The 20,323-nt window shown below is 31.4% G+C and carries 20 protein-coding genes; 12 read left to right on the forward strand and 8 right to left on the reverse strand.

What is annotated here, in order from left to right; all coding sequences use genetic code 11:
- Positions 1–9: 9 nt before the first annotated feature.
- Positions 10–798, forward strand: a complete 789-nt coding sequence (gene nadE / locus L0U77_RS01330) for an NAD(+) synthase (protein ID WP_233896881.1) — start codon at positions 10–12, stop codon at positions 796–798.
- A gap of 153 nt (positions 799–951) precedes the next feature.
- On the opposite strand, the gene dnaG is transcribed toward nadE, so the two are convergent.
- Entirely contained in the window at positions 952–2,949 is a 1,998-nt protein-coding gene (gene dnaG / locus L0U77_RS01335) for a DNA primase (protein WP_233896879.1), read from the reverse strand.
- A gap of 129 nt (positions 2,950–3,078) precedes the next feature.
- Here dnaG and L0U77_RS01340 point away from each other — a divergent pair, with 129 nt between their 5' ends.
- Complete coding sequence (locus L0U77_RS01340) at positions 3,079–4,011, forward strand: leucine-rich repeat domain-containing protein (protein WP_233896877.1); 933 nt, start codon at positions 3,079–3,081, stop codon at positions 4,009–4,011.
- 87 nt (positions 4,012–4,098) lie between these two features.
- On the opposite strand, the gene clpX is transcribed toward L0U77_RS01340, so the two are convergent.
- From clpX to L0U77_RS01360, 4 genes are all read right to left on the reverse strand, one after another.
- On the reverse strand, positions 4,099–5,337 hold the full coding sequence (clpX, locus tag L0U77_RS01345; RefSeq protein WP_233883809.1) for an ATP-dependent Clp protease ATP-binding subunit ClpX: 1,239 nt from the start codon (positions 5,335–5,337) through the stop codon (positions 4,099–4,101).
- Between the two features lie 79 nt (positions 5,338–5,416).
- Positions 5,417–6,076, reverse strand: a complete 660-nt coding sequence (clpP, locus tag L0U77_RS01350; protein WP_233883808.1) for an ATP-dependent Clp endopeptidase proteolytic subunit ClpP — start codon at positions 6,074–6,076, stop codon at positions 5,417–5,419.
- Positions 6,077–6,216: 140 nt separating this feature from the next.
- Entirely contained in the window at positions 6,217–7,539 is a 1,323-nt protein-coding gene (locus tag L0U77_RS01355) for a trigger factor (RefSeq protein WP_101918047.1), read from the reverse strand.
- A 102-nt stretch (positions 7,540–7,641) separates the two neighbouring features.
- On the reverse strand, positions 7,642–7,983 hold the full coding sequence (locus L0U77_RS01360) for a phage holin family protein (RefSeq protein ID WP_101918048.1): 342 nt from the start codon (positions 7,981–7,983) through the stop codon (positions 7,642–7,644).
- A gap of 220 nt (positions 7,984–8,203) precedes the next feature.
- On the opposite strand from L0U77_RS01360, the gene L0U77_RS01365 reads away from it, so the two are divergent.
- Positions 8,204–8,644, forward strand: coding sequence for a GNAT family N-acetyltransferase (locus tag L0U77_RS01365; protein ID WP_101918049.1), 441 nt, complete (start codon positions 8,204–8,206; stop codon positions 8,642–8,644).
- A 63-nt stretch (positions 8,645–8,707) separates the two neighbouring features.
- Here L0U77_RS01365 and L0U77_RS01370 read toward each other — a convergent pair whose 3' ends face one another.
- Both L0U77_RS01370 and L0U77_RS01375 read right to left on the reverse strand, forming a co-directional pair.
- Positions 8,708–9,478, reverse strand: a complete 771-nt coding sequence (locus L0U77_RS01370; protein ID WP_233896876.1) for an alpha/beta fold hydrolase — start codon at positions 9,476–9,478, stop codon at positions 8,708–8,710.
- A 1-nt stretch (position 9,479) separates the two neighbouring features.
- Positions 9,480–10,193: a pyridoxine 5'-phosphate synthase gene (locus tag L0U77_RS01375; RefSeq protein ID WP_101918051.1), complete on the reverse strand. Its 714-nt coding sequence runs from the start codon at positions 10,191–10,193 to the stop codon at positions 9,480–9,482.
- A gap of 59 nt (positions 10,194–10,252) precedes the next feature.
- Between L0U77_RS01375 and L0U77_RS01380 the strand changes: the two genes are divergently transcribed.
- The 8 genes from L0U77_RS01380 (at position 10,253) to murI (ending at position 18,352) form a co-directional block, all read left to right on the forward strand.
- Positions 10,253–10,918, forward strand: a complete 666-nt coding sequence (locus tag L0U77_RS01380) for a CBS domain-containing protein (RefSeq protein ID WP_233883802.1) — start codon at positions 10,253–10,255, stop codon at positions 10,916–10,918.
- Between the two features lie 46 nt (positions 10,919–10,964).
- The gene (locus L0U77_RS01385) at positions 10,965–11,861 is read left to right on the forward strand and encodes an NAD kinase (protein ID WP_101918053.1); all 897 of its coding nucleotides are present in this window, start codon (positions 10,965–10,967) and stop codon (positions 11,859–11,861) included.
- Between the two features lie 115 nt (positions 11,862–11,976).
- Positions 11,977–12,657 carry a type IX secretion system protein PorG gene (gene porG, locus L0U77_RS01390; protein ID WP_101918054.1) on the forward strand — a complete coding sequence of 227 codons (681 nt, stop codon included), beginning with the start codon at positions 11,977–11,979 and terminating at the stop codon, positions 12,655–12,657.
- Between the two features lie 2 nt (positions 12,658–12,659).
- Positions 12,660–13,412 (forward strand): isoprenyl transferase, encoded by a 753-nt coding sequence (locus tag L0U77_RS01395; protein ID WP_101918055.1) that lies wholly within the window; start codon positions 12,660–12,662, stop codon positions 13,410–13,412.
- Complete coding sequence (gene bamA, locus L0U77_RS01400; RefSeq protein ID WP_233899676.1) at positions 13,405–15,954, forward strand: outer membrane protein assembly factor BamA; 2,550 nt, start codon at positions 13,405–13,407, stop codon at positions 15,952–15,954. The genes L0U77_RS01395 and bamA overlap by 8 nt, the downstream gene beginning before the upstream one ends.
- A gap of 66 nt (positions 15,955–16,020) precedes the next feature.
- Entirely contained in the window at positions 16,021–16,800 is a 780-nt protein-coding gene (locus L0U77_RS01405; protein WP_101918057.1) for an OmpH/Skp family outer membrane protein, read from the forward strand.
- A gap of 85 nt (positions 16,801–16,885) precedes the next feature.
- Positions 16,886–17,395: an OmpH/Skp family outer membrane protein gene (locus L0U77_RS01410; protein WP_101918058.1), complete on the forward strand. Its 510-nt coding sequence runs from the start codon at positions 16,886–16,888 to the stop codon at positions 17,393–17,395.
- 159 nt (positions 17,396–17,554) lie between these two features.
- Complete coding sequence (murI, locus tag L0U77_RS01415; protein ID WP_233883798.1) at positions 17,555–18,352, forward strand: glutamate racemase; 798 nt, start codon at positions 17,555–17,557, stop codon at positions 18,350–18,352.
- 32 nt (positions 18,353–18,384) lie between these two features.
- Here the strand turns inward: murI and L0U77_RS01420 are convergent, their stop codons facing one another.
- Entirely contained in the window at positions 18,385–19,224 is an 840-nt protein-coding gene (locus L0U77_RS01420; protein WP_233896874.1) for an AraC family transcriptional regulator, read from the reverse strand.
- Between the two features lie 149 nt (positions 19,225–19,373).
- Between L0U77_RS01420 and L0U77_RS01425 the strand changes: the two genes are divergently transcribed.
- Positions 19,374–20,300 (forward strand): dihydrodipicolinate synthase family protein, encoded by a 927-nt coding sequence (locus L0U77_RS01425; RefSeq protein ID WP_233896872.1) that lies wholly within the window; start codon positions 19,374–19,376, stop codon positions 20,298–20,300.
- Positions 20,301–20,323 lie beyond the last annotated feature (23 nt).

The following is a 20,323-nucleotide window of genomic DNA, read 5'->3' on the forward strand; positions in this document are numbered from 1 at the left end:
TCTCTAATTATGAATACACCAAAAGTTTCGGAACATATTGTACAATGGTTAAAAAATTACGCAACCAAAGCGGGTGTAAATGGTTTTGTCGTGGGTATTTCTGGCGGAATTGACAGTGCAGTAACTTCCACTTTATGCGCCCAAACTGGCTTAAAAGTTTTATGTGTTGAATTGCCGATTCATCAAGCAGAAAGCCAAGTAAACAGAGCTAATGAACACATCAAACAATTAAAAGAACGCTTTAAAAATGTTAGTGAAGTCGAAGTTGATTTAACAAGCGTTTTTGAAGATTTTAAAACCGTAGTTCCTAAAATAGAAACATCAGTAAAAACCGATTTGGCATTGGCAAATACACGCGCTCGTTTACGCATGACTACGCTGTATTATTTTGCAGGTTTACACGGGTTATTAGTGGCAGGAACGGGAAATAAAGTAGAAGATTTTGGCGTTGGTTTTTACACAAAATATGGTGATGGTGGTGTAGATTTGAGCCCTATTGCTGATTTAGTAAAATCGGAAGTATATGCATTAGCATCACATTTAAAAGTTCCAAGTTCGATACAAAATGCCCAACCTACCGACGGACTTTTTGGCGATAGTAGAACTGATGAAGATCAAATTGGTGCTTCTTATGACGAATTAGAATGGGCAATGAAAATGCTAGATTTAGGAAAAACCGAAACTGATTTTTCAAAAAGAGAACTTGAAGTTTTTAAAATTTATAAAAGATTGAACCGCATTAATCAACATAAAATGATACCGATTCCTGTTTGTGAAATCCCTGCCGATTTAAAATAAATTGCTATTAAATTCAGCAAACGCTAGCGCAAGCATCTTGCTTGTGCCATCAAACAAAAAACATATTATTTATTTTATAAACGGTACGAGCAAGATGCTCGCACTAGCCAATTCTTACCTAGCCAAATTCTTATCAGAAAAATAAAAAAATCCTTAAACTACCCGATTTAATTTGTCAAAAAGGCGTTTTTTTAAGTCGGTGTAGTTTGATATTTCTTCTAAATCAAGCACCGCTTTTTGGGTTTGTACTTCGTGTATGATTTCTTTTATTTTTTGTTCGATTAAAATTCTTCGTAAATTTAAAATTGCATCTGATACCAATTTAGGCAATATTTTGATGGTTTGTGTTACAAAAATTTCTTTGCGTTCCCAATCGCTTAACGAATATTTTTCTTCATCCATTAAAATATTAGTAACCAAGCTTGCAATTTCTTGATTTTCGTGCATTATTAATTGGTCTATCGAAATTTTTTCATCTTGATTTAATTGATGCACTAACTGATAATAAGTTTGTTTAAAAAGTTCATTTGCAAACTCAATTTCATCTTCTTGCAGATTTAAATACAACTCATTTGAAACTGTATTTTGATATTCTTCTTTCTCTAAAATAGGACGTCCTTTATCATCAACTCCCGCTACCCAATTGACAAAATCGACAATTTCGTTTCCGTATAATAATAAAATTCTGATAATTTCTTTTTCAAGAATTTCTAATTGATTTATTTTCTGAACTCCCGTCCGATTTGTTTTAACAAGTCCCATCGATGCTTGTTCTGCTCCTGCTAACGATGGCTGATTTCTACTTTGATTTGCACTTTTTTTAGTTGCATTAATCAAATCTTTATTGATTAATTGTGCTAATTCGTTAAATAAAACTTGTTCGGAAATATCCATGATACGCGCACATTCTTGCACATATACTTCTCGTTGAATTCCATCTGGAATTTTAGAAATACTCGTTACAATATCTCGAATTAATCCTGCTTTTTTAACAGGATCATTCTTTGCGTCTTCCATCAACAAAGACACTTTAAATTCAATAAAATCTTGTGATTTTTCTTCTAAAAACTGTTTTAATTCGGCTGTTGAATGCGATTTTGCAAAACTATCAGGATCTTCTCCTTCTGGAAAAGAAACTACTTTTACATTCATTCCTTGTGCTAAAATCAAATCGATTCCTCGAATAGACGCTCTAATTCCTGCGGCATCACCATCAAATAAAACGGTAATATTTTTAGTTAAACGATTCACCAAACGAATTTGTTCGGGCGTAAGTGCCGTTCCTGAAGATGCCACCACATTTTCAATTCCTGATTGATAAAATGAAATAACATCAGTATATCCTTCAACTAAATAGCAATTATCTTGCTTGGCAATTTCTTTTTTTGCTTGATAAATTCCGTATAAAACTTTACTTTTATGGTAAATATCACTTTCGGGTGAGTTTAAGTATTTTGCTGCTTTTTTATCATTGGTAAGTATTCGTCCTCCGAAACCTAAAATCCGCCCCGACATACTGTGAATCGGAAACATAACACGTCCTTTAAAACGGTCAAATTTTCTATCGGTTGAACCGCCTTCTTTAACAATCGTTAATCCTGTAGATTTTAAATACTTTAAATCGTAGCCTTTTGATAAGGCATTATTCGTGAAATTATCCCATTGATCTTTACAATATCCTAAGTCGAATTTTTCGATAATATCTTCTCGAAAACCTCTTTCTTTAAAGTAGGATAATCCAATGGCACGTCCTTGTTGGCTGTTCATTAATACGTCATGAAAATAATCTTTGGCAAATTTAGAGACCAAAAACATACTTTCGCGTTCATTCATTTGCTCTTTTTGCGCATCTGATTGCTCGGTTTCTTCAACTTCGATATTGTACTTTTTTGCCAACCATTTTATCGCCTCTGGATAGGAATAATGCTCATGTTCCATTAAAAATGATACAGCATTTCCGCCTTTTCCTGTACTAAAATCTTTCCAAATTTGTTTTACTGGCGATACCATAAATGATGGTGTTCGTTCATCAGTAAATGGACTCAATCCTTTAAAACTGCTTCCAGATTTTTTTAATTGTACAAATTCGCCAATTACCTCGGCAACTTGAGCGGCTTCAAAAACTTTTTCTATGGTTTCTTTGGTTATCATATTTTTAAAATACAATGGCAAAGATACAAGCTTTTAAATTTGCGTATCAAAAGATACTTATAAAAACGATTTTTAGTTGCTCAAGATTTTTAAATATTTACTTTTGCAGAAATCCTAAATCCCCCAATTATGAACATCCGATTTTCTTCTTTTTTACTATTTATAGTATTTTTTAATGTCGCTATAAACGCTCAAGAAACCATTCTAATTCCTGATATCGGACTCGAAGAATGTTTAATTGATTTAGATATTGATTCGAATGGTTTAAATGGAAATATTTTAGTTAGTGATGCAAAATATGTAATTAATTTAAACATCAATAATCCGATAACTAATAAATTATTGCCCAACGTACATTCTAAAATTAAAGATTTAACAGGACTTGAAAGTTTTCCAAATTTAAAACGATTGGATTGTTTTAATAATAATCTTACAAAATTAGATTTATCAAAAAGTACGTCTATTACTTTTTTGAATTGTAATGATAATAAAATAACAAAACTTGATCTTAGTAAAAATACCAAATTAGCCTACGTAAGTTGTGATAATAATCAATTAAATACGTTACTTCTTGGAGATAATCCGAATCTTGAAAGCCTATATTCAAGCTTTAATACATTGACTTATTTAGATGTTTCTGGCTGTTCAAAGTTAGAGAGTTTGGACACTTCTGGCAATGATATAAATATGATTCGGGTAAATAATACTCAATTAAATACACCGCCTCAAGGATGGTATAAAGATGAAAAAACAATTTATAGTACGACAAAAATAGCTACAAAACCAACTATAAAATCGGTTACAGAACCAGTTACAAAATTGACAAATTCAACTGTTATTATCGCTAAAGCGGATAAAAAAACAGCTCAAATTATCAAAAATAATACTGAAAAAACAATCGAAATGAAACAACAAATTGTTGCAGAATTTGAAGCCGAAGTTTTAAATGAACTACATCTAAATAAAATCAAAAATAAAGTACTTAAAAAATATTCAATAACATCTGAAGAGTTATCAGAATGGCTAAAAAAATATAACAAACGAATTGACTATTCTAAATAAATTATATGATTTACGGGAATAATTCACAAAAAAAAACCAACGATAATCGCTGGTTTTTTTTGTTATTCTTACTTTATAATCAAAAAATTAAGACCCTGCTCTTAATTTCTTTAATGCTGATTTTGTAACCTTCGATTCGGCATATTTTCTGGTAACCTTTAATTCTTTTTCATCAGAACTTGGCATATCAAACATCGCATCTGTTAAAATTGCTTCACATAAAGAACGCAATCCACGAGCGCCTAATTTATATTCAATTGCCTTATCTACAATGTATTGCATTGCATCTTCGGTTAAAGAAAAAGCTACATCATCCATCGCAAATAACTTCGTGTATTGCTTTATAATAGAATTTTTAGGTTCTGTTAAAATAGCACGCAATGTTTTTGCATCTAGCGGATTCATGTAACTTAATACAGGTAAACGTCCAATAATTTCAGGAATTAATCCAAAAGATTTTAAATCCGAAGGAATAATATATTGTAATAAATTAGTTTCATCAACTTTATCTTCATCAATAGATGCACTATATCCAACCGATTGCATATTTAAACGCTTGCTGATAATTCTTTCAATTCCTGAAAAAGCACCTCCTGCGATAAATAAAATTTCTTTGGTATTTACTTCAATAAATTTTTGATCGGGATGTTTTCTTCCACCTTTCGGAGCAACATTTACTACCGAACCTTCTAATAATTTTAGCAATGCTTGTTGCACTCCTTCTCCTGATACATCACGTGTAATTGATGGATTATCACCTTTACGAGCAATTTTATCAATTTCATCAATAAAAACAATTCCTCGTTCTGCTTTTTCTACATCATAATCTGCTGCTTGCAACAGACGACTTAAAATACTTTCAACATCTTCTCCAACATATCCTGCTTGGGTTAAAACCGTGGCATCAACAATAGAAAAAGGGACATTTAACATTCTAGCAATAGTACGTGCCATTAAGGTTTTTCCTGTTCCTGTTTCTCCTACTAAAATGATGTTTGATTTCTCAATTTCTACCTCATCTTCATCATCTTTGGTTTGCAATAATCGTTTATAATGATTATAAACCGCTACCGACATCCCTCTTTTAGTAGCATCTTGTCCGATGATATATTCATCTAAGAATGCTTTAATTTCTTTGGGTTTTTTAAGGGTTAAATCTTTGGGTAAACTTGATGCTATTGCTTCGGATACTTCTTCAGCTACAATTCCGTGCGCTTGTTCTATACATTTATCGCAAATATGTGCGTCCATCCCAGCGATTAATAAATCGGTTTCTGGTTTTTTACGCCCACAAAAGGAACATTGTAAGTTTTCTTCTTTCGACATGCTACTAACTTGTTATTCTTAGTTTTTTACAAAAATATTCTTAGAGATTGTTAAAGATTCTTTTTGTAATCAAGAAAAATTATTTTCTTATTAAAATTTCATCTACCATTCCGTATGCTTTTGCTTCGTCTGCTTTCATCCAATAATCTCTATCAGAATCTTGTTGTACTTTTTCAAAAGTTTGCCCTGAATGATTGGCAATAATATCGTATAATTCTGTTTTTAATTTCCCGATTTCTTTTACGGTAATTTCCATATCAGAAGCTTGTCCTTGTGCGCCTCCCATTGGTTGATGAATCATAATACGAGAGTGTGGCAATGCAGAACGTTTTCCTTTTGCACCTGCACACATTAATACAGCTCCCATCGAGGCTGCCATTCCTGTACAAATTGTAGCGACATCTGGCTTGATAAATTGCATGGTATCGTAAATTCCTAAACCTGCGTACACGCCTCCACCTGGAGAATTAATATAAATTGAAATATCTTTATTGGCATCTACGCTTTCTAAGAATAATAATTGAGCCTGAATTACATTGGCAACTTGGTCGTTAACACCCGTACCTAAAAAGATAATTCTGTCCATCATTAAACGAGAAAAAACATCCATTTGGGTAATATTCATTTGACGTTCTTCCATAATATATGGCGTTAAACTACTGGTTATTTTCCCTAAATATGTACTATTTATTCCGTGCTCTTTTGTTGCGTATTTTTCGAATTCTTTTCCGTAATCCATTTTGAAAATGTTTTTTGGGTTATAATGTTGTAAATATAAGAACTATTTTTTTAGTATTTGACTAGTATTTTAGTCGTTTTTGTGGCTAAAAAAACCCGAATTTACATTCAGGTTTTTTGTTGATAACAATTAAAAAACTGTTATTTATATACTTCTTTTACGAAATCTTCATAAGAAAGTTCTTTGCTATCGAACGTTATTTTTTCTTTATAGAAAGCTAATAATTTATGACTAATTAACTGAGCTTGTAACTTTTGAGCTTCTTCTTGATTTTGAAGAACTCTCGCAGCGATATCGTTTAATTCTTTTTCTTCAGGATTCATGTTTCCAAATTGTGCCATTTGCGAACGGATAAATCCTTTTGCGTAATCAACTAATTCGGCATATTCTAATTTGATATCGTTATCTCTCATAATCTTTCCTTCGATTAATTGGTAACGTAATCCTTTTTCTGATTTTTCATATTCTGCGGCTGCTTCTTCAATTGTTAATTGTTTTTGACCAGCAGTTTGTAACCATTTTTGTAAAAATTCTTTTGGTAAATCAAACGTTGTATTTTCGACTAAGTTTTCAGTAATTGCGTTTAACAATTGCTGATCTGCTTGTTGTTCGAATTGTTTTTCAGCATCTTCTTTAATTTTACCTTTTAATTCATCTACTGAAGTTACACTTCCATCAGCAAATAATTTATCGAATAATTCTTTTTCTAAAGGAGCTGGTTCTGTTTTTGTAACGGCATCAATGGTAAAAGATACAGGTACAGCTAAACCATGAACAGCTTCATGAGGTACGCCTAAAGCTTCTTGTAATTTATGTTCATCAGCAAATAATCCTTTTGTTTCTAAAGATAAAACATCACCAACTTTAGCGCCTACAAATTTTTTCAAGTTTTCTTCACCTGAAATTTCTTTTACAGAAATAGTTGCTTTTTTGTTGATTTCTTTTTCTTCATTTACAAAAGTTCCTGTGATGTTAGCATCATCATCAGCAGTTTCTACTGGTAATTGATTTCCAAAACGAGCTTGAATATTTTCTACTTCTTTATCTAATAATTCATCGGTAGCAATAATATTATATTGAACGACTTTTTTAGCAGGAGCTAAATCTACCTCAAATTTAGGTGCTAATCCTATTTCAAATTCGAAAGAAAATTCTTCAGCATCCCAATTTAATTCGTCCTTCATTTTAGGCAACGGATTTCCTAAAAGGTCTAATTTTTGTTGTGCTAAATAGTTATTTAATGAGTTTTGTAACACTTTGTTTACCTCCTCAATCACGATTGCTTTTTCGTGTTGTTTTTTAATCATTCCCATTGGCACTTGCCCTTTTCTGAATCCAGGAATGTCTGTTTTTTTACGTTTTTCTTCTAATTGTCTTGTTACGTTTGCTTGATAATCTTCAGCAACGATATCTATTTTTACAACAGCGTTTAACGCGTCTATGTCTTGTTTTGTTATGTTCATCTTTAAATATATTTCTTTAAAATCGGGTGCAAAATTAGGTTATTTTTACCTTTTTCACAAAGGGTTTAAATGTTTCGTTTTCAGTTATTTTTAGGTTTCTTTTTAATCTTCTTTTAACACCGAAAATAAGGCAGAACGAAATATTGATAATAGCACACTAAATAAAAGTGCGGTAAAAAATCCGTTTACGGCAAATCCTGTAACTAAATTATCTGCTAATAAAATAACAATTGCGTTAATTACAAACAGAAATAATCCGAGCGTTACAATGGTTGCTGGCAAGGTAAAAAATACCAGTAACGGACGTACAAACATATTTAATAATGAAATTACTAATCCTACAATTATCGCGGTGTAATAATCGGTTACCGATACGCCTGGTAAAAATTCGGCTAATAAAAAAACGGCTAAGGCGGTTAATAAAATTTTTAAAAATATATTCATTTTGAGTGATTTTTAAGTGATTACTGATTCTTTTTTAAGTGATTCTTTTTTAGATGTTAGTTTTAGGGCGATAATTATACCAATTTTAAAAATACTGTAATTTTGGCAGGTTTTTAGTTTTTTCCTGATTAAAAACTGTTAAAACAGTCAGAAATCATCTTGAATTGTATAAAATATAGTAATATACGCCTAAATTTCAGATTTAATTAAGCTTTTTTATATGTTAGAAACAATCATTTTAAGCCCAGAAAACAAACCTAGTAGCTTTGAAAAATCAGCAATAGTCGATTTTCTATACGATAATCTTGAGCAATATGGCGATTCAAAAAAAGACATCGAAAAAGCGATTGATTATTCTTTAAAAAATTTCAAATCATTTGGTGGTTTTGTAATGATTCTAAAAATCGATACCATTATTAAAGGAATTGCCGTTATAAATCAAACAGGAATGGGAAGTTATATTCCTGAAAATATTTTAGTTTATATTGCTATCAATAAAAATTTTAGAGGTAAAGGTTTGGGTGAAAAATTAATGAAGGAAGTAATTAAACATACAAAAGGGGATATCGCATTACATGTAGCTCCGGAGAATCCTGCAAAATATCTTTATGAAAAAGTAGGTTTTGCAACTCCTTATTTAGAAATGAGATTAAAAAAATAACGGCAAAAGGTTAAAACCCCTTGCCTTACTATTTTAACGTTCCAACAATTTTTGGAATAAAATTTAAACTCTTATAAAATCAATAGCTTCTTGATAAAAATCGGTTGGATTTTCGGCATGTAACCAATGTCCAGCATTTGCAATTGTTTTAATAATTGCTTTTGGAAAATGTGCTTCAATAAGTGACGTTTCATTTTGGGAAATATAGCCAGAATTTTCGCCTTTTAAAAATAACGTATCGCCTTCAAAAACAGTAAATGAAGGCAATGCTTCGCCGACTTCATTATTATTTTCAGTTAATGACGTTAAATTAAAACGAAAAGCAAATTCTTCTTTTGTTTTTCGATAAACGTTTTTCAATAAAAATTGTCGAATGCCAAGTTCAGGAATTAATATTTTTAATTTCTCATCAATCAAATTTCGAGAATTTTGTACCGTAAAATCAATAGAATTTAAAGCCTCTAAAATATCGTGATGATGTGGCGGATACATTTTTGGTGAAATATCAGCAACAATTAATTTATGTACCAAATCAGGATATTGAGTAGCAAATAACATGGCTGTTTTTCCACCCATCGAATGCCCTAATAAAACAATATTTTCTAAATGATAATGAGCAATATAATGCTGTAAATCTTCGACCATTAATTCATAATCAAAAGCATCAGAATGAAAACTACGACCATGATTTCGCTGGTCAATTAAATGAACTTCAAAACCATCTTCGGCAAATTTATTGGCGTGACTTTTCCAATTATCGCCCATACCAAAATATCCGTGTAAAATCAACAACGGCTTCCCCGCTCCTAGTATTTTAGAATGTAGAATTTGCATATTATTTTAATTTATCAAGATACATATTCACCACATTTTCCAATCCTAAATATAAAGATTCCGAAATAAGCGCATGACCAATAGAAACTTCCGCTAAGTTCGGAATGTTTTCTTTGAAAAATTTGATATTTTCCAAACTTAAATCGTGTCCTGCATTAATTCCTAAGCCCAATTTATGCGCTAAAATTGCAGCATCGGTATACGGTTGTATCGCTTTTTTATTTCCCAAAGCATATTGCGTTGCAAATTCTTCGGTATATAATTCAATTCTATCGGCACCTGTTTTTGCGGCTGCCTCAATCAATTTGGCATCAGTATCAATAAAAATAGAGGTTCTTATGCCATTGTTTTTAAATTCCGTAATCACTTCCTGCAAATACGATTGATTTGAAACCGTATCCCAACCCGCATTTGACGTTAAATTATCAATAGCATCAGGCACTAAAGTTACTTGCGTTGGCTTTATTTCCAATACCATTTTCATAAATTTATCAATAGGATTTCCTTCAATATTATATTCCGTGGTAACGATAGCTTTTAAATCATACGCATCTTGATAGCGAATATGACGCTCATCAGGTCTTGGATGAATCGTAATTCCTTGTGCTCCAAAACTTTCAATATCAGTGGCTACTTGCAATAAATTTGGCGTATCTCCTCCTCTAGAATTACGCAATGTTGCAATTTTATTAATATTTACACTTAACTTTGTCATCTCATAAAATTAAGTTACAAAGATAAATCATTAAAACTTTTTAAACTATATTCGTAGTGATGAATATCAACGACTTTATACTAGACGAAATTAAAGCACTTACTTTAAAAAGCACCGTGAAAAAGGCGCAAAAAGTTTGTGCAAAATTACCAATAACACATATTCCGATTGTTGAAAACGGACGGTTACTTGGCTGTTTTCCCGAAAGCGACATTCAAACAATTCAAGATAAAAATCAAGAGCTTCGTGAATATTCATATTTATTAGCCCAATTTCATGCAAGAGAAAAAGATACGTTACTCGATTTAATCGTCCTTTTTGCCGATAATGATTGCAATGTAATTCCCGTGTTAAATCAAGAAATGACCTATATCGGATACTACGAATTAAGCGATATTTTAGATGCCTTTGCCGACAGTCCTTTCTTACATAATGAAAGCGAAACTTTAATTGTCAGCAAAAACAAAAGTGATTATTCAATGAGTCAAATTGCTCAAATTGTAGAGGCTAGCGGTGGAAAATTACTCGGACTTTATATTTCTTCACAAGATAATACACACGATACCGTACAAGTTACCTTAAAAGTAATCACAGAAGATATTAATGAAATTATCCAGACTTTTAGACGCTATGATTATCAAATTATAACCCAACATCAAGATGATTTTTATCTCGAAGAATTAAAAGATAGAGCCTCTTATTTAAGAAAATATTTAGATATGTAATTTTTTATTTTCTAACGTTTATATTTTTAATAAAACCGAATTCCATTTGAAAAAAGTAGCTATTTACGGTCAATCTTATACCATTTCAGCAGAAAAAGAAATTAAAATTTTGCTATCGATATTAGAGAAAAATAATATTGTGGTATTTTTTGAAAAAGATTTTTATAACTTACTACTAGAGAATAATTCTTTATCAAAAAAATATCCAACGTACGCACATTTTAACGATTTATCGAATACTTTCGATTTGCTATTTTCAATTGGTGGCGATGGAACAATTTTAAGAGCCGTAACCTATGTTCGAGATTTAGACATCCCGATTTTAGGAATTAATACAGGAAGATTAGGCTTCTTAGCAACCGTTCAAAAAGACCAAATTCAAGAAGCGGTCACCTTATTATTGGCCAAAGAATATACCATTCAAGAACGGTCATTATTACAAATAACAACAAGTCCGCAGGCATCAGAATTTATAGAATTAGATTTTGCCTTAAATGAAATCACCATTGCACGAAGAAATACCACGTCGATGATTGGCGTAAAAACCTACTTAAACAACGAATATCTAACCAATTATTGGGCAGATGGTTTAATTATCTCAACACCAACAGGCTCGACAGGCTATTCATTAAGTTGCAACGGACCCGTAATGTTACCAAATTCGAAAAGCTTTGTAATTACGCCCATTGCACCGCATAATTTAAACGCCAGACCCATGGTAATTCCTGATGATACGTTTATCGAATTAGAAGTAAGTTCTCGTGAAAAAGATTATTTAATTTCCTTAGATTCCCGAATTACAACCGTTTGTGAAGGCACTAAAATTAGCATACAAAAAGCCGATTTTACCATTAAAAGTATTTTATTAACAGGACAATCGCATTTAAAAACACTTCGAGGAAAACTTTTATGGGGCGAAGATACTCGCAATGATTCCTTATAATTCAGAATAAATAAGGCTTGTTTACAATAAATGCTTTAAAAAAAAGTTAATCAAAAGCATATTATTAACTTTTTAAAGCAAATTCATTTAACTATATTTGCGAGCCATTTTTATAATGAAAAAAAGATTTTTACTCATATTATTTGCTTTGATAGCAATTACATTACAATCACAAACTCACGAAGTAGGTATTCTCGTTGGGGGTACAAATTATGTGGGCGATATTGGAAATACAACCTATATCAACCCAAATAAAGTCGGGGCGGGATTCATTTATAAATACAATTTAAATCCACGAATTGCCTTGAGGGGAACGTACACCTATCTTCCTATTGAAGGAAAAGATGAAAAATCAAGCAATTCATTTCGAAAAAATAGAGGCTTTAAATTCTCAAATAACTTGCACGAATTGGCGCTAGGTATCGAATTTAATTTTTTCGATTACAATATCAGCAATTATAAAACACGATTTTCGCCATATATACTCGCCGAAATTGCCGTTTTTAATTACGCAAGCCCTAAAGAAAGAATCTCATCAGAAGAAATTAGTTTAAAAAATAAATCTTCATTCGCCCTACCAGTAGGAATTGGCGTGAAAGGTCGTTTAACTAGAAATTTCGCAATTGCCTTTGAAGCAGGAGTTCGCTTTGCATTTGTCGATGATATTGATTACTCAACAGATAAAATAAAAAGTTTAAACTTTGGTGGAAACGGAAACGACACCTATATGTTTACAGGTATTTCTATAGTTTATAGCTTTGGAAGACCACCTTGTTATAAAGGATTAGCAGAATAAATATGGGAGAAAAACGACACCGCATTGATTTGCAAAAAGTACCGAATCATATCGCCGTTATTATGGACGGAAATGGGCGATGGGCGAAAGGAAAAGGAATGCAACGTATTTTTGGACACCGAAATGCCTTAACTGCCATCAGAGAAACCGCAGATACTGCCTCTGAAATAGGTGTTAAATTTGTAACACTTTATGCTTTTTCTACCGAAAATTGGAGCAGACCCAAATTAGAAGTCGATGCTTTAATGAGCCTATTAGTGAGTACTTTGAAAAAAGAATTACCCGATTTTCAACGCAAAAATGTACGTGTAAATGCCATCGGAAATATTGATAACTTGCCCAAAAATGCACAAAAAATTTTAGCAACCGTTATCGAAGAAACCAAAAATAATACCAAAATAACACTGACATTCGCATTAAGCTACGGAGCTAGAGAAGAAATTGTTAATGCTATCAAAAATATATCTAAAAAAGTTGTTAATAACCAATTAGATATTGAAAAAATAGACGAAAAAATTATAAATAACCATTTATATACATTTAATTTGCCCAACGTTGATTTATTAATACGCACAAGTGGTGAACAACGAATCAGTAATTTTTTACTTTGGCAAATAGCCTATGCCGAACTATATTTTACCGATATATTATGGCCTGACTTTAGAAGAGAACATCTTTTTGATGCCGTAATAGATTATCAAAATAGAGAAAGAAGATTTGGAAAAACAAGCGAACAGATTGAAATCAATGAATAAATATTCTTATGTAGCCGTATTTTTAATCGCCTTTTTATCGGCGAATATACAAGCACAAAAAATCGTAGATAAAGAAAATAATACACAAAACGCTATTCCTTATAAAAAAGGAACTTCCTACATTCTTGGCGGAATAACCGTTACGGGACTGCAAAAATTTAGCGAACAAACCATTCGTGTATATACAGGATTGGTCGATGGACAATCTGTAAAATTACCTGGCGATAAACTTACAAGTGCTATCAAAAAATTGTACGAAAGCAAACAATTTAGCCAAGTTGATGTCTATCTTTCTAAAAAAGACGGCGAAACAGTATATCTTTTATTTGATGTAACAGAATTGCCTCAAGTAACCAATATTAACATCACAGGAGTTCGAAAAGGTGAAATCAAAGATATTCGAAAAGAAACGGAACTTAAAAAAGGAATGATGGTTACCGAAAATCTAATCGTAACCACACGAAATTATATCCAAAAAAAATATACCGATAAAGGATTTTTAAAAACAAAAGTTTCTTTATCAACCAAAAAAGACACCACAGATGTTAACAGCGTTAGCATGGCTATTTTTGTTGATAAAGGAAAACGTGTTAAAATTAAAAAAATCAGCTTTAACGGAAATAACGCACTCACAGGAAACGCGTTAAGAAGCGCTATGAAAAATACCAAACGTAAAGCTTTTGGACGTTTTTGGAAATCATCAAAATATATTTTAGATGATTATAAAAAAGATTTAGAAAATATTCTTGAAAAATATAGCGAAAAAGGATATCGTGATGCTCGTATTTTATCCGACAACGTAACCTGGAATGATGACAATACCATTAATCTTTCAATCAAATTAGAAGAAGGTCGTCAGTACCGTTTTCAAGACATTAAATTTATCGGAAATAAAAACTATTCCGATGATTTTTTACGTAACTTTTTAAGAATCGATAAAGGTGATGTGTATAACGGAAAAGTGTTAAAAGAACGTATCTCTGGTGATGGAACGCCTAATTCACAAGATATTCAAACACTATATCATAACAACGGATACTTATTTTCTCAAATAAATGCCGTGGAAACAAGCGTTAAAAATGATTCGATTACCGTAGAGGTTCGCATCCGTGAAGACGAACAAGCAACCATTCAAAAAGTAACCGTAACTGGAAATGAAAAAACAAATGACCACGTTATTTATAGAGAATTAAGAGTGAAACCAGGCGATTTATTTAGCCGTGAAAATATTATTCGTTCTATTCGTGAAATCGGTCAATTAGGTTTTTTTGACGCCAACGTAACTCCAGATGTAAAACCAGATTATCAAAATAAAACAGCCAATATTGATTTCGCTGTAGTAGAAAAAGGAGGAAGTCAAATCGAACTACAAGGTGGTTATGGTGGTGGATCATTTATCGGTACTTTAGGACTGTCGTTTAATAACTTTTCATTACGAAACATCTTTAATAAAGACGCCTATAAACCATTGCCAATGGGAGATGGTCAAAAATTAGCGCTGCGTTTACAAGCTAGTAGAACCTATAATACCTATAGTTTTTCATTTACAGAACCTTGGCTTGGCGGTAAAAAACCACAATCATTATCTTTTTCGGTGTATTTATCGAATCAATATCGATATGACTACAATTCTAATTCAGTAGATAAAGATCAAAGTTTAAGCATTATTGGAGCTTCTATCGGACTTGGAAAACGTTTAAATTGGCCTGATGATTATTTCTCTTTATCACAAAATATTAGTTATCAAAAAATACATTTGAAAAATTATGGATATCGTGTTGGATCTTCTAATGATGTTATTAGTCAAGGTGATTTAAACAACTTAGCCTATACCGTAGCTTTTAGCCGTAATTCTACAGGTCCTAGTTTGATTTATCCTAGTTATGGTTCTGAATTTACCATTAAAGCAAAAGCAACTTTTCCATACTCATTAGTAAACGGAAAAGATTATACAGAAACACCATATCCTACAAATCAGGAAAGAGAAGCCTATTTAGCCGACAAATATAAATGGCTAGAATATTATAAAATTTCAGCAAAAGGAAAATGGTATACCTCATTATCTCAAAATAATAAATTAGTATTAATGTCTAATTTTGAAATAGGATATTTAGGCTCTTATAATGATGACTTAGGATTAACTCCTGTAGAAAGATACTTTGTTGGTGGTGATGGAATTGCTCAAGGACAATTAGATGGTCGAGAAACTATCGGATTAAGAGGATACGAAAATAACAGAATTTCATCAACTGATGGAGGCGCTATTTATAACAAATTTCAAATGGAAGTACGCTATTCTATAACCGATAAACCATCGGCATCAATTTATACCTTAGGGTTTTTAGAAGCAGGAAATTCATATAACAATTTTAACGAATTTAACCCGTTTAAATTGAAGCGTTCTGCAGGACTAGGAGTTCGTATATTTATGCCAGCTTTTGGTTTGTTAGGAATTGATTTTGCACACGGATTTGACCCTTTACCTGGTCAAACTCAAAAATCAGGATGGCAAACGCATTTTATTATTGGAAGACAATTCTAAAAAAAGAGTACATTTGTAATGTAACTGGCTTTTTGGCATGGTTTTTTCTAAAAACATTATAGCAAGATGAAAAAAAACATTGTATCTATCGTTCTTTTACTTATTACAAGCATTACTGTTGCTCAAAAAAGTCAACGTTTAGCCTATATTGATATGCAGTATATTCTGGAGAATATTCCCGCATATTTACAAGCTCAAAATGCCTTGGATGCAAAAGTTGAAAAATGGAAAACAAAAATAACCGAACAAAATAACGCTATTCAAGTTTTAAAAACCGACTTAGCAAACGAAAAAGTTATTTTAACAAAAGACTTAATTGTAGAACGAGAAGAAGATATTGTTATCAAAGAAGAAGCCATACGACGATTAGAAACCTTATATTTTGGTCCTAGAGGAGATATGTATAACTTGAGAAAACAATTAATAAAACCGATTCAAGATCAAGTTTATAACGCCATACAAGCTATTGCTTCTCGAAAAAAATATGATTTTGTTTTTGATAAATCAGGCGATTTAGTAATGTTGTATTCCAACAAAAAACACGATATTAGCGACCTTGTTGTAAAAATGATTAATATCGATCAGAAAAAACAACAAAAAAATGATAAAATCGCACAGAAAAAAGAACTTCTAAATAAAGAAAGTTTAAGCGATCATCAAAAAGAAAAATTAAAGAAAAAAGAGCTTTTAAAAACAAAAAAACAAAACGATCGATTAGCTAAAATTAAACTAATCGAAGAAAAAAGAAAAGCAAAACTATTAGAACGAAATCAAAAAAGACAACTTCTAAAAGATAAAAAAGAAGCCCTAAGAAAAAAAATAGAAGACGCTAAGAAAAAAGAATAAGCAACAAACTATTAAAATTAGGCACAATATCAAAAGTTAAATAAATCAAGAATAAAAAACAATAAATCAAAATTAAATTAAAAAGATGAAACATTTTAAAACCTTATTATTAGTTGCAATTTTTACAATTGGATTCGGTAGTATCGCAAACGCACAAAAAACAGCACATATAAATACTGATAAATTATTATCTGAAATGCCAGCAACAAAATCTATGAAAGCTGAGCTAGAGAAATTAAACAAGACCTACCGTGACGATATTGAGGCAATGTACAAAAGACTTGAAGCTAAAATTAAAAAATACGAAGCAGAAGGGAAAAGCCAAACACAAGAAGTAAATCAGCAAAGAGCTATTGAAGTAAATCAAGATAGACAACGTATTAGCAAAGCTGAACAATCTGCTGGGCAAGAAATGCAAAAAAAATATCAAGAAAAAACACTTCCTATCTTAAAGAAAGCAGAACAAGCGATTAAAGATGTTGCCGCTGCTAAAGGAATTATTTACGTATATGACGCTGCTCCTGGTAAAGGATTAATCGTATATGATAAAGGAAATGATATTTATAGTGCCGTAAAAGCAAAATTAGGTTTCTAAAAAAACCAAAACATAGCTACCAAATACTTCTTAAATATTCCGTAAATATTTACCGAATAAACAAGAACTATTCTATAAAAATCCTGCTCTATAAAGCAGGATTTTTATTTTTATAATTTTGTGTTTCTATATTTTTGTAATTTCGTACTTTTAAAGACTATGACACCCCAAAAAAATAAACAAGCTATCGGTATTTTTGATTCTGGAATTGGTGGAACTTCCATCTGGAAAGAAATTAACGCCCTACTCCCTCTTGAAAATACTATTTATTTATCCGATAGTAAAAACGCTCCCTACGGACAAAAATCAACAGAAGAAATTATTCAATTATCGGTTAAAAATACCGAGTTTTTAATCAAAAAAGGATGCAAAATAATCGTAGTTGCCTGTAATACCGCAACCACAAATGCCATCGATTATCTAAGGAAAAATTATACCATTCCAATTATCGGTATTGAACCCGCTATCAAAACTGCTTCTATTCAAACAAAAACAGGAGTTATTGGAATTTTAGCTACCAAAGGAACGCTCAATAGTAGCCTATTTGAAAAAACAACCGCACGTATTGATACCAAAATTAAAATTATCGAACAAGTTGGAAATGGTTTAGTCGAACTTATTGAAAATGGAAATATGGAATCTTTAGAAATGACCGTTTTATTGCAAAAATATGTACAACCAATGATCGATTTAAAATGTGATTGCATCGTTTTAGGATGTACCCACTACCCGTACCTAATTCCACAAATAAAAAAAATTACTGGAAATAATATCAAAATTATTGATGCAGGACAAGCCGTAGCAAAACAAACCAAACATATTTTAATCGAAAATAACTTAATCTCAACATCAGAAAAAAAAGGAAATTCCATTTTTTATAACAATAAAAATAAAAATGTTCTAGATACTATTTTAAAAGAATATCAAAACACAACAATTCAATTTTTAGATTTTTAAAAGTTTAAAATCAATAAAAAAAACTTTAAAACCTAAAAACTTAAACGATAACTCGAAGGCGTTTGTCCTTTCAGCTCTTTAAATTTTCTGTTGAAATTTGAAATGTTCTTAAATCCTGATTTTTCTGAAACTTCAATAATCGAATAATCTTTATTTTGTAATAATTTACACGCAGTCTCAATGCGTAATTCATTTAAAAAAGTGAAAAATGTTTTGTTTGTTCGTTGCTTGAAATAACGGCAAAAAGCATTTGAAGTCATATTCGCAACGCCCGCAATATCATCTAATTCTATCTTTTTATTGTAATTTTTTAAGGTATAATCCATAATATCTCGCATACGTTTTCCCTCATTATCCGTATATTTTTTCTCATAAACAAACGACGAAAGAGATTCCGTTTCCGATTTTAAAATAATATCAATCATTTTAAGAAAAATGATGAACTTATACAAATCCCTACTTTCATGTAACTTTAAAAAAAGCTTTTGTAACTTTTTCTGATGCGATTTTACACGAAAACTGTTTTTAGCAACCGTAAAAAAAGTAGCAATCTGTTTAAAATCATCTAACTCAAAAAAAGTTTCTCCAAATGATTTTTGTGTAAAAAAAAGCGAAACCATAAACGATTCCTTAATCCTTGAAGCATCACTCTTAAAAACATGAGGCTGATTTCCTGCAATAACCAAAATATCATTCGATTGATACTCATTAACAGTATCACCAACAATTAAAGTTCCCTCGCCTTTAACAACATAACACAACTGAATTTCTTCATGTTGATGAAACTTATCATAAAATAAAGTACCTTCATCTTCCTGATAAATTAACCCTAAGTTCTTAGTTTTTGGTATTTTAAATGGTAAAACCTTCATAATATGTGTAAAATATTTGTATAAATCTATAAAATATTCCCCTAAAAAAGCACTAAAACTACAAAAAAAGATAAAATAATATACTATACTGTTAAAAAACAAGCATTATGCTTTATAAATCAATTATAAATTTGCCTTAAAAAACACACATGAGCATAAATTGGAAAGGCGTAATGCCAGCAGTTACCACTAAATTTACAGATCAAGACACCTTAGATTTAGTTAACTTTGAAGTAAATATTAAAGCACAATTAGAAGCAGGAGTTGTTGGAATTATCTTAGGAGGAACCTTAGGAGAAGCAAGCACACTTACTGATGACGAAAAAAGAGTTATCGTACGAAAAGCAGTGGAAATTGTAGATGGTCAAGTGCCAATTATAATGAACGTTGCTGAACAAACTACTGTAGCTGCAATTGATGCTGCTAGAAAAGCAAAAGAAGATGGAGCATCTGCATTAATGATGTTGCCTCCAATGCGTTATAAAGCAGATGATAGAGAAACTATAACATACTTTAAAAAAGTAGCAAATAGTACTTCTTTACCAATTATGGTATATAATAACCCTGTTGATTACGGTATCGAAGTTACTTTAGATATGTTTGAAGAGTTATTACGTGACTGTCCAAATATCGAAGCTGTAAAAGAATCTACAAGAGATTTATCAAATATTACACGTATCAAAAACCGTTTCGGTGATAGATTACAAATTTTATCAGGAGTTGATACCTTAGCCTTAGAAAGTATCTTTATGGGTGCTGACGGTTGGGTTGCAGGTTTAGTATGTGCTTTCCCAGCAGAAACAGTTGCTATCTTTAACTTAGCAAACGCAGGAAGAGGCGAAGAAGCTAGAGAAATTTACCGTTGGTTCTTACCTTTATTAGAATTAGATATTACAAGTAGATTAGTACAAAATATTAAATTAGCAGAAGTTGCTACTGGAATCGGAACTGAAAATGTACGTGAACCTCGTTTACCTTTAATCGGTAAAGAAAGAGAAAATGTATTAGCAATTATTGCCGAAGGTTTAAGAACTAGACCAACATTACCAGAATATAAAAGCTTAGCAAAAGCTTAATCATAAAAGAACATCATCATTTT

This window comes from Tenacibaculum piscium, from assembly GCF_021390715.1.
GTDB classification, from domain to species: domain Bacteria; phylum Bacteroidota; class Bacteroidia; order Flavobacteriales; family Flavobacteriaceae; genus Polaribacter; species Polaribacter piscius.

What these genes read in the sequence shown, in the direction of transcription:
- L0U77_RS01355 (WP_101918047.1), bottom strand. Translation starts at nt 7,539, where the DNA reads ATGAACATAACAAAACAAGACATAGACGCGTTAAACGCTGTTGTAAAA.
- L0U77_RS01370 (WP_233896876.1), bottom strand. Translation starts at nt 9,478, where the DNA reads ATGCAAATTCTACATTCTAAAATACTAGGAGCGGGGAAGCCGTTGTTG.
- murI (WP_233883798.1), top strand. Translation starts at nt 17,555, where the DNA reads ATGACACCCCAAAAAAATAAACAAGCTATCGGTATTTTTGATTCTGGA.
- bamA (WP_233899676.1), top strand. Translation starts at nt 13,405, where the DNA reads ATGAATAAATATTCTTATGTAGCCGTATTTTTAATCGCCTTTTTATCG.
- L0U77_RS01380 (WP_233883802.1), top strand. Translation starts at nt 10,253, where the DNA reads ATGAATATCAACGACTTTATACTAGACGAAATTAAAGCACTTACTTTA.
- L0U77_RS01360 (WP_101918048.1), bottom strand. Translation starts at nt 7,983, where the DNA reads ATGAATATATTTTTAAAAATTTTATTAACCGCCTTAGCCGTTTTTTTA.
- clpX (WP_233883809.1), bottom strand. Translation starts at nt 5,337, where the DNA reads ATGTCGAAAGAAGAAAACTTACAATGTTCCTTTTGTGGGCGTAAAAAA.
- L0U77_RS01340 (WP_233896877.1), top strand. Translation starts at nt 3,079, where the DNA reads ATGAACATCCGATTTTCTTCTTTTTTACTATTTATAGTATTTTTTAAT.
- L0U77_RS01395 (WP_101918055.1), top strand. Translation starts at nt 12,660, where the DNA reads ATGGGAGAAAAACGACACCGCATTGATTTGCAAAAAGTACCGAATCAT.
- L0U77_RS01365 (WP_101918049.1), top strand. Translation starts at nt 8,204, where the DNA reads ATGTTAGAAACAATCATTTTAAGCCCAGAAAACAAACCTAGTAGCTTT.
- nadE (WP_233896881.1), top strand. Translation starts at nt 10, where the DNA reads ATGAATACACCAAAAGTTTCGGAACATATTGTACAATGGTTAAAAAAT.
- L0U77_RS01410 (WP_101918058.1), top strand. Translation starts at nt 16,886, where the DNA reads ATGAAACATTTTAAAACCTTATTATTAGTTGCAATTTTTACAATTGGA.
- L0U77_RS01405 (WP_101918057.1), top strand. Translation starts at nt 16,021, where the DNA reads ATGAAAAAAAACATTGTATCTATCGTTCTTTTACTTATTACAAGCATT.
- L0U77_RS01375 (WP_101918051.1), bottom strand. Translation starts at nt 10,193, where the DNA reads ATGACAAAGTTAAGTGTAAATATTAATAAAATTGCAACATTGCGTAAT.
- porG (WP_101918054.1), top strand. Translation starts at nt 11,977, where the DNA reads ATGAAAAAAAGATTTTTACTCATATTATTTGCTTTGATAGCAATTACA.
- L0U77_RS01425 (WP_233896872.1), top strand. Translation starts at nt 19,374, where the DNA reads ATGAGCATAAATTGGAAAGGCGTAATGCCAGCAGTTACCACTAAATTT.
- dnaG (WP_233896879.1), bottom strand. Translation starts at nt 2,949, where the DNA reads ATGATAACCAAAGAAACCATAGAAAAAGTTTTTGAAGCCGCTCAAGTT.
- clpP (WP_233883808.1), bottom strand. Translation starts at nt 6,076, where the DNA reads ATGGATTACGGAAAAGAATTCGAAAAATACGCAACAAAAGAGCACGGA.
- L0U77_RS01420 (WP_233896874.1), bottom strand. Translation starts at nt 19,224, where the DNA reads ATGAAGGTTTTACCATTTAAAATACCAAAAACTAAGAACTTAGGGTTA.